The 15,907-nt window shown below is 64.5% G+C and carries 14 protein-coding genes; 12 read left to right on the top strand and 2 right to left on the bottom strand.

Features of this window, described 5'->3' with window-relative positions:
- Nucleotides 1–77 precede the first annotated feature (77 nt).
- The 8 genes from ccoN to ccoS are packed head-to-tail and all read left to right on the top strand — an operon-like array spanning nucleotide 78 to nucleotide 7,780.
- Entirely contained in the window at nucleotides 78–1,559 is a 1,482-nt protein-coding gene (gene ccoN / locus V0U35_RS00160; protein ID WP_330195561.1) for a cytochrome-c oxidase, cbb3-type subunit I, read from the top strand.
- Between the two features lie 14 nt (nucleotides 1,560–1,573).
- A complete protein-coding gene (ccoO, locus tag V0U35_RS00155) occupies nucleotides 1,574–2,332 on the top strand; it encodes a cytochrome-c oxidase, cbb3-type subunit II (protein ID WP_330194589.1) in 759 nt (252 codons plus the stop codon).
- Between the two features lie 6 nt (nucleotides 2,333–2,338).
- Nucleotides 2,339–2,518 (top strand): cbb3-type cytochrome c oxidase subunit 3, encoded by a 180-nt coding sequence (locus V0U35_RS00150; RefSeq protein ID WP_330194587.1) that lies wholly within the window; start codon nucleotides 2,339–2,341, stop codon nucleotides 2,516–2,518.
- Nucleotides 2,511–3,428, top strand: a complete 918-nt coding sequence (ccoP, locus tag V0U35_RS00145) for a cytochrome-c oxidase, cbb3-type subunit III (protein WP_330194585.1) — start codon at nucleotides 2,511–2,513, stop codon at nucleotides 3,426–3,428. The genes V0U35_RS00150 and ccoP overlap by 8 nt, the downstream gene beginning before the upstream one ends.
- A 41-nt stretch (nucleotides 3,429–3,469) precedes the next feature.
- Complete coding sequence (ccoG, locus tag V0U35_RS00140) at nucleotides 3,470–4,951, top strand: cytochrome c oxidase accessory protein CcoG (RefSeq protein ID WP_330194584.1); 1,482 nt, start codon at nucleotides 3,470–3,472, stop codon at nucleotides 4,949–4,951.
- Nucleotides 4,948–5,409, top strand: a complete 462-nt coding sequence (locus V0U35_RS00135) for a FixH family protein (protein ID WP_330194582.1) — start codon at nucleotides 4,948–4,950, stop codon at nucleotides 5,407–5,409. The genes ccoG and V0U35_RS00135 overlap by 4 nt, the downstream gene beginning before the upstream one ends.
- On the top strand, nucleotides 5,397–7,577 hold the full coding sequence (locus V0U35_RS00130) for a heavy metal translocating P-type ATPase (protein WP_330194581.1): 2,181 nt from the start codon (nucleotides 5,397–5,399) through the stop codon (nucleotides 7,575–7,577). Before V0U35_RS00135 ends, V0U35_RS00130 begins: the two co-directional genes overlap by 13 nt.
- On the top strand, nucleotides 7,574–7,780 hold the full coding sequence (ccoS, locus tag V0U35_RS00125; protein WP_330194579.1) for a cbb3-type cytochrome oxidase assembly protein CcoS: 207 nt from the start codon (nucleotides 7,574–7,576) through the stop codon (nucleotides 7,778–7,780). The genes V0U35_RS00130 and ccoS overlap by 4 nt, the downstream gene beginning before the upstream one ends.
- Here the strand turns inward: ccoS and V0U35_RS00120 are convergent.
- Nucleotides 7,726–8,502 (bottom strand): DUF2189 domain-containing protein, encoded by a 777-nt coding sequence (locus tag V0U35_RS00120; protein ID WP_330194577.1) that lies wholly within the window; start codon nucleotides 8,500–8,502, stop codon nucleotides 7,726–7,728. The two genes, ccoS and V0U35_RS00120, sit on opposite strands and share 55 nt — an antisense overlap.
- Before the next feature lie 120 nt (nucleotides 8,503–8,622).
- Here V0U35_RS00120 and V0U35_RS00115 point away from each other — a divergent pair, with 120 nt between their 5' ends.
- The 3 genes from V0U35_RS00115 to V0U35_RS00105 are packed head-to-tail and all read left to right on the top strand — an operon-like array spanning nucleotide 8,623 to nucleotide 12,350.
- Complete coding sequence (locus tag V0U35_RS00115; RefSeq protein WP_330194576.1) at nucleotides 8,623–9,312, top strand: sulfite exporter TauE/SafE family protein; 690 nt, start codon at nucleotides 8,623–8,625, stop codon at nucleotides 9,310–9,312.
- A gap of 49 nt (nucleotides 9,313–9,361) precedes the next feature.
- Nucleotides 9,362–10,477 (top strand): THUMP domain-containing class I SAM-dependent RNA methyltransferase, encoded by a 1,116-nt coding sequence (locus V0U35_RS00110; protein WP_330194575.1) that lies wholly within the window; start codon nucleotides 9,362–9,364, stop codon nucleotides 10,475–10,477.
- Between the two features lie 58 nt (nucleotides 10,478–10,535).
- On the top strand, nucleotides 10,536–12,350 hold the full coding sequence (locus tag V0U35_RS00105) for an ABC-F family ATP-binding cassette domain-containing protein (RefSeq protein WP_330194573.1): 1,815 nt from the start codon (nucleotides 10,536–10,538) through the stop codon (nucleotides 12,348–12,350).
- Here the strand turns inward: V0U35_RS00105 and V0U35_RS00100 are convergent.
- Nucleotides 12,347–12,592 carry a hypothetical protein gene (locus tag V0U35_RS00100; RefSeq protein ID WP_330194572.1) on the bottom strand — a complete coding sequence of 82 codons (246 nt, stop codon included), beginning with the start codon at nucleotides 12,590–12,592 and terminating at the stop codon, nucleotides 12,347–12,349. The two genes, V0U35_RS00105 and V0U35_RS00100, sit on opposite strands and share 4 nt — an antisense overlap.
- 332 nt (nucleotides 12,593–12,924) lie before the next feature.
- Here V0U35_RS00100 and V0U35_RS00095 point away from each other — a divergent pair, with 332 nt between their 5' ends.
- A complete protein-coding gene (locus tag V0U35_RS00095; RefSeq protein ID WP_330194571.1) occupies nucleotides 12,925–15,801 on the top strand; it encodes a S8 family peptidase in 2,877 nt (958 codons plus the stop codon).
- The last annotated feature ends 106 nt before the right edge of the window (nucleotides 15,802–15,907 follow it).

The following is a 15,907-nucleotide window of genomic DNA, read 5'->3' as shown; positions in this document are numbered from 1 at the left end:
CGGCGGCGCAGGGCGTCGACCCGGCCATGCGGGCGACCGGCTGGATCATGATGATCGGCTTCGGTGTCGGTCTGGCCATGCTGGCCGGTGTCTTTTCCGGGCGCGGGAGTGTCGAGGACTCCAACCGCTATCATGACAATGTCATCAAGGCGGGCACGATCGCGACCATGTTCTGGGCGATCGCCGGGCTCCTGGTCGGCGTCATCATCGCGCTGCAGCTGACCTTCCCCAACCTGTTCTACTTTCCCGAATACGGCTTCACCAATTTCGGCCGCCTGCGCCCGCTGCATACCTCGGCGGTGATTTTCGCCTTTGGCGGCAACGCGCTGATCGCGACCTCGTTCTACGTTGTGCAGCGCACCTGCCGCACCCGTCTCGCCGGCGGACTGTGGCCCTGGTTCGTCTTCTGGGGCTACCAGTTCTTCATCGTGCTGGCCGCCGTCGGCTACCTGATGGGCGTGACCCAGAGCAAGGAATACGCCGAGCCGGAATGGTATGCGGATATCTGGCTCACCCTCGTGTGGGTTGCCTATCTCCTCGTTTTCCTCGGGACGCTGTGGAAGCGGAAAGAGCCCCACATCTATGTGGCGAACTGGTTCTACCTCGCCTTCATCGTCACCATCGCCATCCTGCATGTCATCAATAACCTGGCGCTGCCGATTCACCCGCTGGGCAGCTGGTCCTACTCGGCCTTCTCTGGTGTTCAGGGCGCGCTGACCCAGTGGTGGTACGGCCACAACGCGGTCGGCTTCTTCCTGACGGCCGGCTTTCTAGGGATCATGTACTATTTCATCCCCAAGCGCGTGCAGCGCCCGGTCTATTCCTACCGGCTTTCGATCATCCACTTCTGGTCACTGATCTTCATCTATATCTGGGCCGGTCCGCACCACCTCCACTACACCGCGCTGCCAGAATGGGCGCAGACGCTGGGCATGACCTTCTCGATTATGCTGTGGATGCCCAGTTGGGGCGGTATGATCAACGGGCTGATGACGCTGTCCGGGGCGTGGGACAAGCTTCGGACCGACCCGGTCGTGCGCATGCTGGTTGTCTCGGTCGCCTTCTACGGCATGTCGACCTTTGAAGGACCGGTCATGTCGATCCGCGCGGTCAACGCGCTCTCCCACTACACCGACTGGACGATCGGTCACGTGCATTCCGGCGCGCTGGGCTGGGTCGGCTTCATCTCCTTCGGCGCGGTCTATTGCCTCGTGCCTTGGCTGTGGAAACGGCGCGGCATGTATTCGCGCGCCCTGATCGAATGGCATTTCTGGATCGCGACGCTGGGCATTCTCTTCTACATCGCCGCGATGTGGCCCGCCGGGATTACGCAGGGCCTGATGTGGCGCGCCTATAACGATCTGGGCTTCCTGGAATTCTCCTTCATCCAGACGGTCGAGGCGATGCACCCCTACTACGCCATCCGGGCGCTGGGCGGGCTGATGTATCTCGCGGGTGCGCTCCTGATGGCGTGGAATGTCTACAAGACGATCAAGGGCGACGTGAAAGAGACCGAGGACGAAGTCGAGCCTCAGTCCGAATTCGTGTCGGCGGAATAGGGAGGTAGAGGACAATGGCTTGGCACAACCGCCTCCTGAACGAATTCCACAAGAAGGTTCTCGAGCAGAACAGCCGCATCCTGACGCTCGGCATCGTTGTCGTCGTCTCGATCGGCGGTCTCGTCGAGATCGCGCCGCTCTTCTACCTCAACTCGACCATCGAAGAGGTCGAAGGCGTGCGCCCCTATTCGCCGCTCGAACTGATGGGCCGCCAGATCTATGTGCGCGAGGGCTGCTACAATTGCCACTCGCAGATGATCCGCCCGCTGCGCGACGAGGTGGAACGCTATGGCCACTACTCGCTGGCGGCGGAAAGCATGTATGACCGGCCCTTCCAGTGGGGCTCGAAACGGACCGGACCGGACCTCGCCCGCGTCGGCGGCAAGTATTCGGACGAATGGCACCGCGACCACCTGATCGACCCGCAATCGGTGGTCCCGGAATCGGTGATGCCGCCCTATGCCTTCCTGGCCGATGCCGCGCTCGATTACCGTCTGATCGAAAACCATCTGACCGTGAACCGGACCTTCGGCGTTCCCTACAGCGAAGAGATGATCGCCAGTGCCCGTTCTGATCTGGAAGCCCAGGTCGATCCCTTTTCATCAGGTTATGACGATCTGCTGGCGCGCTATCCGGGCGCGCAGATCCGCGATTTTGACGGCGATCCGTCGCGGATCACCGAAATGGATGCGCTGGTCGCCTATCTCCAGGTGCTCGGAACCATGGTGGACTTCTCCACCTATGAAGCCGAAGCGCCGGAAAACCAGCGGTAGGCCGTCATGTATGAATCGCTGTCGCAATTTGCGCAGACCGGCGGGCTCCTGATCTTCATCGGCCTGTTCGGGGCGGTGCTCGCCTATGCGCTGTGGCCACGCAACAAGGCGAAATTCGACGCGGCTGCCCGCCAGCCGCTGCGCGACGATGCCGAAGACGAGCCGGAGGACAAACGCGATGACTGAACAACGCGAGATCGACGAGGAAACCGGCACCGAAACCACCGGTCACGAGTGGGACGGGATCAAGGAGCTGGACAATCCGCTGCCGCGCTGGTGGCTGTGGATTTTCTACGCCTCCGTCGCCTGGTCCGTGGTCTACTGGATCCTGATGCCGGCCTGGCCGGCCCTGCCCGGCTTTCAGGGCTTTACCCCCGGCGTCGTCGGTAATTCCGAACGTGTGAACGTCGCCCGGGCGATGGACGATCTCCAGTCCTCGCGCGGCGATTTCTATGCGCGGCTCGAAGGCGCGGACATCGCCACCATTCGCGGTGACGACGAATTGTTCGGCTTTGCCCTGGCGGCCGGACGTTCAGCCTTCGGCGACAATTGCGCGACCTGTCACGGCTCAGGCGGGCAGGGCGCGACGGGCTATCCCAACCTCAATGACGATGTCTGGCTGTGGGGTGGCACCTATGAGGCGATTCACACCACGCTGCGTTATGGCATCCGGGCCGAACACCCCGACACGCGCTTCTCTCAGATGCCCGCCTTTGGACGCGATGAGCTCCTCACGCGGGAACAGATCCGTGAGACCGCCGACTATGTCATCTCGCTGTCCACGGCCCAGCCAATGGCGGCGTCCTCGCCGGGCAGACAGATTTTCGCCCAGCAATGCGCCAGCTGTCATGGGGCCGGTGGTGAAGGCGACCGGGCCCAGGGTGCGCCGGACCTGACCGACCAGGAATGGCTCTATGGCGGATCGCGGGAAGCGGTGATCCTCTCGATCCATCGCGGACCCTATGGCGTCATGCCGGCCTGGGAGGGCCGTCTCGACGACGCGACCATCGCCGCGCTGGCCACCTATGTGTTCTCGCTCGGCGGCGGAGAAGAGGCAGAAGCGGTGGTTGAAGGCAATACGGCCGGAGGCCAATAGGCCGCATCGACTTTTCGCCGCGCGAAGGCGTAACAGGACAAATGACCGCTCAACAACAGGACCGGATGGCCGCGCCGGGCGTTCGGCGTTCCAAGGCGCAGGCCGTCAACGACCCGGCACGGCGCGAGCTCTACAAGAAGCGCGAGCCGATCTATCCCAAGCTGGTTCACGGCAAGTTCCGGGCCGCGAAATGGCTCTTCATGGCCGTTGCGCTGGGCATTTATTACTTCATCCCCTTCCTGCGCTGGCCACGGGCCGGGGATGCGCCTGACCAGGCGGTCCTCGTCGATTTCGCCGGACGGCGCTTCTATTTCTTCTGGATCGAGATCTGGCCGCAGGAAATCTATTTCGTGACCGGCCTGTTGATCATGGCCGCGCTCGCGCTCTTCCTCGTGACGGCGCTCTTCGGGCGGGTCTGGTGCGGCTATGCCTGTCCTCAGACGGTCTGGACCGATCTCTTCATTGCCGTGGAACGCCTGTTCGAAGGCGACCGGAACAAGCGGATCATGCTCGACCGCGCGCCGTGGAGTTTCAACAAGGCCTGGCGGAAGGTTGGAAAACACGCGGTCTGGCTGCTGATCGCCGGCGCGACTGGCGGGGCCTGGATTCTCTATTTCCATGATGCCTTTGACACGCTGTCCCATTTCTTCACCGGCGGCGCGGCGATCTCGTCCTACATTTTCTTCGCGACGCTGACCTTCACCACCTACACGCTCGCCGGAACAATGCGCGAGCAGGTCTGTATCTATATGTGCCCCTGGCCGCGTATCCAGGCGGCGATGACCGACATGGAGGCGCTTAACGTCGCCTACCGCGTTGACCGGGGCGAACCGCGCGGGCCGCACAAGAAGTCCGAAACCTGGGACGGGCGCGGCGACTGTATCGACTGCAAGGCCTGCGTGGCGGCCTGCCCGATGGGGATCGATATCCGCAACGGTTCACAGCTGGAGTGTATCCAGTGTGCGCTGTGCATCGATGCCTGTGACGACATCATGAAAAAGGTGGATCGACCGACCGGGCTCATCGCCTACGAGACCGACGAGAATATTGCTCGCCGCCAGGCCGGTGAAAAGCCGCGCTACCGGCTGCTTCGCCCGCGCGTCCTCTTCTATGCCACGGCGCTGGCCCTGGTCAGTGCGGTCATGCTGGTCGCCCTGACATCACGGTCCACGCTCGATTTGAATGTCCAGCGCGACCGGAACCCGAATTTCGTGCGCCTGGCCGACGGATCGGTCCGGAATGGTTATACTCTGACCGTGATCAACAAGACTCATGAAGCCCAGGAATATCGTCTTGTCGTGGATAGCGACGAACCGGTGGCCGCGCGCCTTCTCAATGGCGGTGAGGGCACCGGGATTACGCTGCCCGTCGGACCGGACATGACCCGTGACTTCCGGCTTTTCCTGACGCTGCCTGCCGACGCGATCGACGATCACCTTGAAACTTTCACATTCCGGATCGAAGCGGCCAGCGGGGAAAGCGCGAGCGCGCGCGCCGTGATGCAGACAGGAGCCGCGCGATGAAGGGGCAGATCACAGGCCGTCATGTCCTGATCATGGTGCTCGGCTTCTTTGCCGTGACCATTACGGTCAATGCGGTCTTCATCACCCAGGCCTTCCGGACCTTCCGCGGTGAGGACGTGCCGCGCTCCTACATGCAGGGCGTTGCCTATAACGAGACGCTCGCCGCGCGCGAAGCGCAGGCGGTCCTGGGTTGGACGGCGGCCGCCGATGCCCGTCTTGATGGGGTCGATCTTGTCATCACTGATCGCGCGGGCGAGCCCGTCACCGGCCTAATGCTGGCCGGGCGGTTGCGCCATCCGGCGGATGCCAATCGCGATATCGTCCTGTCCCTCGTCGAGACCGAAGCCGGCCGCTATGCCGCAGCCTATGTGGCCCCGCCCGGGTCCTGGCGTCTCGTTGTCGAAACCGACGGCGAGGGCCCGCCTTTCACGATTAACCGGCCGCTATGGCTGCGCTAGACCCCGCCCAGCTCAGCAGCAGCGACGCTGATCCGGTCGCCTTCGTGCGCCCGGACAAGGACGGTCAGACGCTCGACCTGATGGTCAGCGGGGCCCACTGCGCGGGCTGTATTGCCAAGATCGAAAGCGGGCTGACCGCGATGGACGGTGTGTCAGGTGCCCGGCTCAATCTCTCGACCGGCCGGCTGGCGTTGCACTGGCAGGGCGCACCAGGCCGGGCACGGGACTTTGTCGCCCGCCTGCGCGAGCTGGGCTATCCGGCCGTGCCCTACGCGCCGGAAGACAACGCGAAACTTCATTCCGAGGAAGAAACCCGTCTCGTCCGGGCGATGGCGGTCGCAGGCTTCGCCATGGCGAATGTCATGCTGCTGTCCATCGCGGTCTGGTCCGGTGTCGCGGAAATGGACGAGACGACGCGCGACTTCATGCACTGGATTTCGGCGATCATCGTCCTGCCGTCTGCGGCCTATGCCGGGCGGCCCTTCTTCACCTCGGCCTGGTCGGCGCTGCGCCACCGGCAGGTGAATATGGACGTGCCGATCTCACTCGCCGTCATCCTCGCCTGCGGGCTGTCGGTCTACGAAATGGTGCGCGGTACGGGCGATACCTATTTCGACGCTGCGGCGATGCTGCTCTTTTTCCTCCTGATCGGGCGGTTTCTCGATTCCCGACTGCGGGCCAAGGCGGGCGCGGCGGCGCGAGGCCTGGCCGCGATGCAGGCCGCGACCGCCAACCGGATCGACGTCAAGGGTCATGTCCGCGCCATACCGGCGAGGGATGTGCGCCCCGGTGACCGCCTGGTTATCGCGGCGGGCGAGAAAGTCCCGGTCGATGCAAGGATCGAATCCGGGGACAGTGAACTCGACGCGGCGCTGGTCACGGGCGAAACCCTGCCGTCTCCGGCGGGCCCGGGCGCGCTCATCCATTCCGGCATGATCAATCTCGCCGCGCCGTTGACCGTAATCGCTGAAGCGCGCCGCGAGGATTCGCTCCTCGCCGAGATCGCACGTCTCGTCGAAGCCGGCGAGCAGGGACGCTCGCGCTATGTGAAACTCGCCGACCGGGCCGCGCGCCTCTACGTCCCGCTCGTCCATGGGCTGGCTGCGCTGACCCTCGTGGGGTGGCTGATTGCCGGCGGGGACGTCCGCACCGCTGTCGTCAACGCCATCGCGGTCCTGATCATCACCTGTCCCTGCGCGCTGGGACTGGCCGTTCCGGCGGTTCAGGTCGTCGCCTCTGGACGGCTCTTCCGGTCGGGCATCCTGGTCAAATCCGGCGACGCGCTCGAACGCCTCGCCGAGGCCGATTTGGCCGTCTTCGACAAGACCGGCACGCTGACCGTCGGGCGTCCGCGTCTCCTGAATGCCGACACCCTGCCTGAAGGCGCTCTGGAAGCGGCGGCACGCCTGGCGCGTGCAAGCCGCCATCCCCTTTCGCGCGCCATCGCCGACGCGGCGGGCATGGGCGAGACGGCTAGCGATATCCGCGAGCATGCCGGGGGCGGACTTGAAGGGACCGTCGATGGTGTGACGGTTCGGCTGGGTTCAGCGCGCTGGCTGGGCGTGGAAACCGACGGTGCCGCCAATGCTGAAGTCTGGCTCGAGGCCGGTGACAACGCCCCGATCCGGTTCAGCTTCGCCGACGAAGCACGCGGGGATGCCAGGGCCGCGCTCGACGTGTTGAAAGCCCGGGGTCTCGTTCCGTACCTGATTTCGGGGGACCGCCGCGAACCGGTTGACCTGATGGCTGACCGGCTGGGGATCGATACCCGGGAATCCGGCCTGTCGCCGCAGGACAAGATTGCCTGGCTCAACGCGCTCAAGGCCGAAGGCCACCACCCGCTCATGGTGGGTGACGGCATCAATGACGCCCCGGCCCTTGCCGCTGCCCACGTCTCGATCTCGCCGGCGAGTGCGGCGGATATCTCGCAGGCGACAGCTGATCTCGTGCTCCAGCGCGATCAGTTGATGTCAATTCTTGAAGCGGTCGATGTGGCCCGCGCCGCGCGCCGCCGTGTGCTGGAGAATTTTGGTCTGGCGGCGGTCTATAACGCCATTGCCGTACCGCTCGCCGTAGCCGGTTTCGTCACACCCCTGATCGCGGCAATTGCCATGTCAGCGTCCTCGCTCCTGGTGACGCTCAACGCGTTGAGGCTGGCGCGGCGATGAGCGCGCTCCTCTGGCTCATACCCGCCGCACTGGGGCTTGGCCTGATGGGATTGCTCGCCTTCCTGTGGTCCGTCCGGTCAGGGCAGTATGACGATCTCGACGGGGCCGCACAGCGCATCCTTATCGACGAGGATGCGCCACTGCCCGATCAGGAGGCTGCTGCAGAGGCGCGCGACGGTGAGGGAACCGGCGAGAAGTCCTGATAGGCCCGCCAGCTGGCATGACCGAGCCAGGGGAAGATCACGGCCAGTCCGAGGAGAAACGCGACCGTTCCGAGAATGGTCCAGAAGGCGATTAACCAGGCCCAGGTCAGCATAACGAAGGGCTGGGCCCGCACCGCCATCACGCTGGCGACGAGGGCAGTGACCGCGTCGACTTCCTGGTCGACCAGCATCGGAAAAGCGAGCGCTGAGATCGAGAAGGCAAAGGCAGCCAGAATGCCGCCCGCAATCGTGCCGACCGCCAACAGTGTCAGGCCGCGCGGCGTGGCCAGCGCGAAGCTGGAAAATTCCCCGATCGGACGGAAATTGCCAAAGGCGAAATAGGCATAGAGCGCCTGCGCGATCAGTACCCAGAACAGGAGGAGGATGATCAGGAACACGCCCAGCAGGGCGACCTGGGTAATCTTGCCGGGCCGCAGCAGCCAGACATGGGAAAAGCGCGGGGTCTCACCGGCGTCGAGCTTGCGCGAGACCTGGTAGAAGCCGATGGCAAAAGCCGGGGCCACAAGCGCGAAACCGGCGGTCGCGACCGGGATCCAGGACGTCATGCCCAGTGACCATAGACCGGCGGTGATTGCGAGACCCGTCACCACGAAAATCAGCCCGTAACCGATACTGACCATCGGTGCGCGGACCAGATCGCGCCATCCGGCTTTCAGCCAGGACCAGGGCGCATCGCGGCGAACTGTCTGAAGCGTGACCATGTCTATCCCTCCCCGGATATTTCCCCACAGTTTTTATAGGGATATTGCGGGTCTGCCCGCAAGCGGCACTCTGTCACGCTTTACCCGGTCCGTAACACGCGTCATTGCAGGGCCATGGCAATGCCGGTTGAAATCAGCTTTCTCGGCGGTCTGCTGGCTGGTCTGGCGAGCAGCCTGCACTGTGCCGGCATGTGCGGCGGCATTGCCGCTTCGCTGATGATGACACTGTCGCCGGACGAACAGACCCATTCGCGGGCGGCGACACTGCTGACCGCGCAGGCGGGCCGGGTGACGGCCTATGTCGCAGCGGGCGCGTTGCTGGGTCTGGCGGGTACGGGATTTTACACACTGTTTGATCTCGACTTCGCGCACCAGATGTTCCGCTGGGTCGCGGCCGCCATCCTGATCTGGATCGGCCTGTCCCTGACTGGTCTGTTGCCACCCCTGTCTTTCCTCGACCGCTTCCTCGCGCCGCTGACACGGCGCGTGTTGCGTCCTGCGAGAAGTGGCCGCTTCGCCGGAACGTTCGCCGCTGGTCTGATCTGGGGGCTGCTGCCGTGTGCCATGGTCTATGCGGTCCTGCTCTATGCGATGCTGAGCGGCACGGCAGGGGGCGGCGCGATGGTAATGCTGGGCTTTGGCCTGGGGACCTTGCCCGCTGTCACCGCGTCGGCCTTCGGTTTTGGCCTCCTGGAACGGGCGGGCCGCCAGGCATCGCTACGCGTCGTCGCTGGGGTCGACATCGCGGTCCTGGGCGCGATCACGCTGGTCTTCTCACCCGAGCAGATCGCGGCCATCTGCGGCTTTTGACAGGCTGGATGCATCGCCGTCCGCAGCGAAGTCCGCTATTCAATTGCCGATGACCAATACCGACCTGTTCGACATCTTCCTCGCCACGGCACCGGGCCTTGAAGACGCCTTGTGCGCCGAAGCGGCGGCCCTGGGGTTTGTCAGCCCGTCGGTCACGCCCGGCGGCGTGACGATCCAGGGCGGCTGGCCGGATATCTGGCGTGCCAATCTGGAGATCCGGGGTGCCAACCGGGTTCTCGCGCGGATTGCCGACTTTCGCGTCGTCCATCTCGCCCAGCTCGACAAGCTCTCCCGCCGGGTCGACTGGCAGGCCGTGCTGCGCAAGGACGTCCCGGTCAGCGTCGAAGTCACCTGCCGGGGTTCGAAAATCTATCATGCCCGCGCCGCCGCGCAGCGGATCGAACGCGCCATTTCCGAGGAGCTCGGCGTTGAAGTGAAGGGGGACGCGCCGGTCACCGTGCGCGCGCGGATCGAGAACAATCTTTGTACGATCAGCATCGATACGTCCGGCGAGCTGTTGCACAAGCGCGGCTTCAAGGAGGCGGTCGCCAAGGCCCCGATGCGCGAGACCATGGCTTCACTCTTCCTGCAGGAATGCGGCTATGGCGGAGTGGAGCCCGTCCTGGACCCGATGTGCGGGTCGGGCACGTTCGTCATCGAAGCCGCCGAAATCGCCGCGGGACTGAAGCCCGGACGCGCGCGCGCCTTCGCCTTTGAACATCTTGCGACCTTTGAGCCGGCGGCCTGGGACGAGATGCGCAAGGCTGAACCGGTCACCGATCCCGGCTTTCTGTTTCTTGGCTCGGACCGCAACCCGGCGGCGGTCTCGATGAGCCGCGCCAATGCCAGGCGCGCGGGCGTCGAGGCATTCACCCGGTTCGAGGCCGGACCGGTGAGCGCATTGCAGCGTCCGGAAGGGCCGCCGGGTCTTGTAATCGTCAATCCGCCCTATGGCGGACGGGTCGGCGAGATTGCGGGCCTCAAGGCCCTTTATGGCGCGTTCGGGCAGGCCATGCTGACAAGGTTTTCCGGCTGGCGTGTGGGGGTGGTGACGACCGACGCAGCACTGGCGAAGGCGACGCGCCTGCCTTTCGGCGCGCCGGGCCGCCCGGTCGAGCATGGCGGGCTGAAAATCCGGCTCTGGCAGACCGGCCCGCTTCCCTGAGCCGGTTTCGGCAATCGCCTCTTGCCCGCGCGGGCCGGGCGCGCGATAGCAGCGCCCCATGTCACGCCCGCTCCTGACCCTTACCGGGACCGAACTGACCTTCGGTGCCACGCCGCTCCTCACCGGGGCGGACCTGATCGTGCGCGAGGGCGAGCGTATCGGCCTTGTCGGCCGCAATGGTTCGGGCAAGTCCTCCTTCCTGAAGATCGCAGCCGGCCTGATCGAGGCCGATACCGGAGAGCGTTTCATCCACCCGGGTGCGACCGTGCGCTACCTGCCCCAGGAACCCGACCTCACCGGATATGACAGCGTCATCGCCTATGTCCGCGCCGGCCTGGCACCGGGGGACGAGGACTACCGCGCCGATTATCTCGTTGAACAACTCGGTCTCGATCCTGACGCCGCGCCTGCAACGCTGTCAGGCGGGGAGGCGCGCCGCGCGGCGCTGGCGCGAACGCTCGCACCGCAGCCGGACATCCTGTTGCTGGATGAGCCGACCAACCACCTCGATCTGCCCGCCATCGAGTGGCTGGAAGAGGAGCTGGCTTCCCATCGCGGCGCGCTGGTCCTGATCAGTCACGACCGGCGCTTTCTGGAAAACCTGACCCGCGCCGTGGTCTGGATCGATCGCGGCACGACGCGCCGACTCGAGAAGGGGTTTGCCCATTTCGAGGCCTGGCGTGACACCGTTTTCGAGGAGGAGGCCGCCGAGCGCCACAAGCTCGCCCGCCAGATCGCGCGCGAAGAGGACTGGATGCGCTATGGCGTGACTGCCCGGCGCAAGCGCAATGTCCGACGGGTCGGTGAATTGCAGGACATGAAGAGCGCGCTCAAGACCTGGCGCGGGCCGCAGGGCGCAGCCCAGCTCGCCGTCAGCGAGGCCGAGCGGTCGGGAAAGCTGGTGATCGAGGCGCGCAAGGTTTCGAAGGCCTATGGCGAGCGCCCGATTGTCACCGACCTGTCGATCAAGATCGCGCGTGGCGACCGCATTGCGCTGGTCGGCCCGAACGGGGCGGGCAAAACGACACTCGTCAATCTCCTGACCGGCGCGCTCAAGCCGGACTCAGGCGAGATCCGGCTTGGGGCCAATCTGGAGATCGCCAGCCTCGACCAGCGCCGCGCCGCGCTCAAACCGGACTGGACGGTGGCCGAAGCCATCGCGCCGGGCGGCGGCGAACGCATCGAGGTCGCCGGACAGGTCAAGCATGTCGCGGCCTATATGAAGGACTTCCTGTTCCAGCCTGAACAGGCGCGCACGCCGGTCCATGCCCTTTCAGGCGGCGAGCGGGCGCGTCTGATGCTGGCCCGCGCCCTCGCTCTGCCGTCCAACCTGCTGGTGCTCGACGAGCCGACCAATGATCTCGACCTGGAAACCCTCGATCTGCTCGAGGAGTTGATCGGTGACTATGCCGGGACGGCCATTCTTGTCAGCCACGACCGCGACTTCATCGACCGCACGGCGACGGCCACCATCGTCTGGGAATCTGATGGTGTCTGGCAGGTCTATGCGGGCGGGTATTCCGACATGGTCGCGCAGCGCGGTTCCGGTGTGCGCGCCCGGACAGGTGCTGTCCCACCCGTTGCGCCGGATAAACCCAAGTCCGTCCAGCCCAGGCAGAAACCGGCTCAGGCCGCGCGCATGACGTTCAAGGACAAGCACGCGCTTAAAACCTTGCCCGGTGAGATCGAGGCGCTGGAGCAACGGCTGGCGAAACTGGCGGAGGACCTGGCCGACCCGGACCTCTACGCCCGGGATCCGGCCAAAGTCGATACGCTCGGCCGCGAACATGCGCGCCTGGAAGCCGAAAAGGCGGAAAAGGAAGACCGCTGGCTCGAACTGGAAGAACAGCGCGAGTCGCTCGAAGGCCGCTAGCCTTTCCGGTCTGGGTCCCGGTCGCGAACGTCCAGGATGATGTCACGGACTTCACGGATCAGGCGGCGCTGGCTCTGGCCGGGACGCGGTTCGCTGGTCAGCCGGGTCAGGACTTCCTTCAGCCAGCTTTCCCGCTCGCCGGCCGAATAGCTCGGGTCGGCCATGACCTGCTGTAATTCCTCCCGGGTGACCGTTCCCGGTTCCTGCTTGCGCGTAGGTGCCTCTGGTTTCTTTGCGGTCATGGTCCGGCCTTTCCCGACTCTATCTCCCCGGGCGCAAACGCATTTGCCCGGCTCAGCGTTCCGGAGACGGTGCAGACCGGATGCGCTTGTCCCGTGTGTTTAAGAAAGCCCGTCAGGATTTAGAGGAAATGTGCGGCGATCGATGGTCCGCGCGACGTCTCGCCGTGCGGCTCTTGGCCGGAATCGCGAGCCAGGGCTGGACATGCCAGCCCGTTTACCGGGCGCTAACCACCGCACCGATTTACCGTTTGTTAACGGCGTCTCTTAGCGCGGATTTGTGAATGGGGAGGGCAAAGTCCCGGCCAGATTTGAGAAAACCCGTGGGGGACGCCATGAAAAAATTGCTGCGCAACACCGTCGCTGGATCAGCCCTGATCGCGTTGACAACCTTTGCCGCGCCGCTCGCCCTGGCGAATGACGATGAAGACCGCGACACCAGCGGACAGTTCCTCTTGCCGTACTACGGGGACATCAATCCCTTCCATGGCGATATCAATCCGTTCCATGGGGACATCAATCCCTTCTACGGCGATATCTCGCCCTTCTGGGGAGACATCGAACCATTCTGGGGTGACATCGAGCCCTTCCACGGGGATATCCATCCCTTCTATGGCGATATCGACCCGTTCTGGGGAGATCCGGAATTCTTCGGCGACATCGAGCCCTTCTACGGTGATATCGAACCCTTCTGGGGCGACATCCAGCCCTTCTGGGGCGATATCGGTCCGTACTGGGGCGACATCGTCGGATTCTGGCGGGAGATCGATCCCAATTCTGCAGATGCAGCGGCCCAGTACGCGACGCTCGCGGAACAGATCGACGCCATGTTCGTGGAGGCCGAAGCGGTCTTTGGCGAAGCCTTTACGGCCAAGACAGGTCTCAATTTCCGCGACGCCTTCATGGCCGAGCTCCTCGCCCGATATGGCATGGACCTTTCGGACCCGGACAGCCTGGCCAATGTGACATCGAGCCAGCGCTCCTACTTCTTCCTCGCCTTCTATGACGGCCTGATGTCCTACACCGGCATCGACCATGTCGATCACTGGATGCCGCTGGTGAACTGGTCACCAGCCCTGTCGCAAACGGTCGACGGTGGCCACGGCGTCACGATCGGCCTTCTGGACTTCGCTTTCTCGTCTGACGAAGCGCTGAACGTACGCCGGTCGTACGGTTCGCAAAACTACTTCAATTTCAATCACGGTGCCGCCGTGGCCAGCCTGATCAATGCACCGCTTGATGGCGAAGGCGTCATGGGCGTGGCCCCGGGCGCGGCGCTGGTGACCTACAACCCGTTCGACGAGACCCTGTCCACCAACTGGCAGGAAGTCCGCGATGGGGTCCAGCGTTTGGTCTGGAACGGGGCCGAGGTCGTCAACATGTCGCTGGGCGTGCGGGGCTGGACCCTGCCCCAGGAATGGGCCGATGTGATGGGCGATCTGCGCATCAGCCTGCGCGGCTATGATACGCTCTATGTCGTGGCCGCCGGCAATGATGGCTCGACCCAGACGACAGATATCAATTGGACCCGGGTTGGCGACGTTTCGAACCTGATCGTGGTCGGCTCCGTAAACCCGCGTGGCGAAATCTCGTATTTCTCCAACCGTCCCGGCAATGCCTGCCTGACCGTTTTCGGGCGGTGCCGGGAAGGCTTCCGCCTGATGGACCGCTTCCTGGTCGCGCCAGGCGAATTGCTGCTCGTGTCTGACGGCGAAGGCGGCATCACCCGCCTTTCCGGAACGTCCTTCGCTGCCCCGCTTGTCAGTGGTGCTGCCGCTTTGGTCATGGGGCACTGGGGCTGGCTGGAATCCCGCGACGTGGCCGATGTGCTCCTGCTCTCGGCCCGCGACCTTGGCGCGCCGGGAACGGATGCCGTCTATGGCCGGGGTCTGCTCGATATCGATGCCGCCATGTCACCGCTCGACGACGACAATCTGTTTGCTCTCAATGGCAATGAGCGCCAGTCGGTGAGTCTGCTGGGCCTGGTGCCGGGCAAGTTGAATTTCCATTCCCGCGGCGAGAACACGGTCGTCCTCTATGAGGCCATCAATGACACATTCCGCGACTTTGAGGTCTCACTCGACGACGTCACGGTTGAAGGTGACGACCAGACCAATGAGGAAGCGAGTGTCACGACCTATCTGACCGAACGCCTGTTCGGCCGGGCCGGGTTCGCCTTCTCCGATACGTCGGAAATCAGCCGGACGATGTCGATCCGTGGCAATCTGCAGATCAGCGCCGTGGCCTCCCGCCTTGATCCGCGTGATCACCGCACCAGCGGCGAGTTGGGCTTCCAGGCTGGCGTCGTTATCGCTGATACCAGCTCGGGCCGCGAGGTCCGCTTGGGGGCCGGTGAAGGCGCGCTGGCGCTCAATGGCCAGGACGGCTTCGGCCTCTTCTCCGACCATCGTCCGGAAACCGGCGGCGTCAATCCGGTGCTCGGCTTCGCCTCGGGCGGTGCCTATGCCATGACCGGCTTCCAGCTGGCGGAAAACACCCGTCTCTCGTTCGGTTTCTCCGGTAATCACGAGGAACGCGTCTTCGTCATGCCCCTTACCGGGGAGGAGCGTCCGATCTTCGACGGCATGGGGGCCTATGAGGCGGCCGCCCTGGTGACCAATGTGACCCACACGGTTTCTGACCGGGTTTCGGTCCAGGCCAGCTACACCTACCTGCGCGAGGATGCAGGCCTGCTCGGTGCCCAGGGCTCCGGCCCGCTCGCCTTCGATGGTGGCAGCGAGACCGACGCCCTGACTGTCGGGACGGAAGCGGCCCTGCCTTTCGCCCTGATGCTGTCGACATCGGCCACCCTGGCCCGGACGCGTTCGACCGGATTTGACGGTGGCATCCTGTCCCTGCCCGATGGGATCACTGCGACCGCCTTCCAGGTTACCGCCCGCCGTGACGGCGTGCTCGGCGACCATGACGCCCTCCGCGTCAGCCTGATCCAGCCGCTGCATATCGAGGCCGGCACAATGGAATACAGCTCGGCTCGGGTCATAGACCGCGAAACCGGCGAACTGGCTGACCAGACGGACAGCTGGGCCCTGGGCGGGGAACGCCCGCTCTTCGCCGAGCTCCTCTACGTGACGCCTGTCCTGGGCGGAGCCGGAGACATCAGCGTCTTCACCCGCGCCGAACTCTCTGGTGATGCCACCGGTCAGGACGTTGGCGGTGTAGCGACCGGAGTTCGCCTCGGCTTCGACTTCTAGCCTTGCCCACCAGACCCGTTCCGCGGGTTTGAGACTGACGGCCGCTGGTTCCCACCTGGAACCGGCGGCCACTTTTTTGACGGGGCGCTTACCCGCGAAGAACACA

Origin of the sequence: Hyphobacterium marinum (assembly GCF_036330325.1) — a bacterium.
Lineage (GTDB): Bacteria > Pseudomonadota > Alphaproteobacteria > Caulobacterales > Maricaulaceae > Hyphobacterium > Hyphobacterium marinum.
Note: the sequence above shows the minus strand (reverse complement) of the source record. Positions and strands in the feature narration are given on the sequence as shown.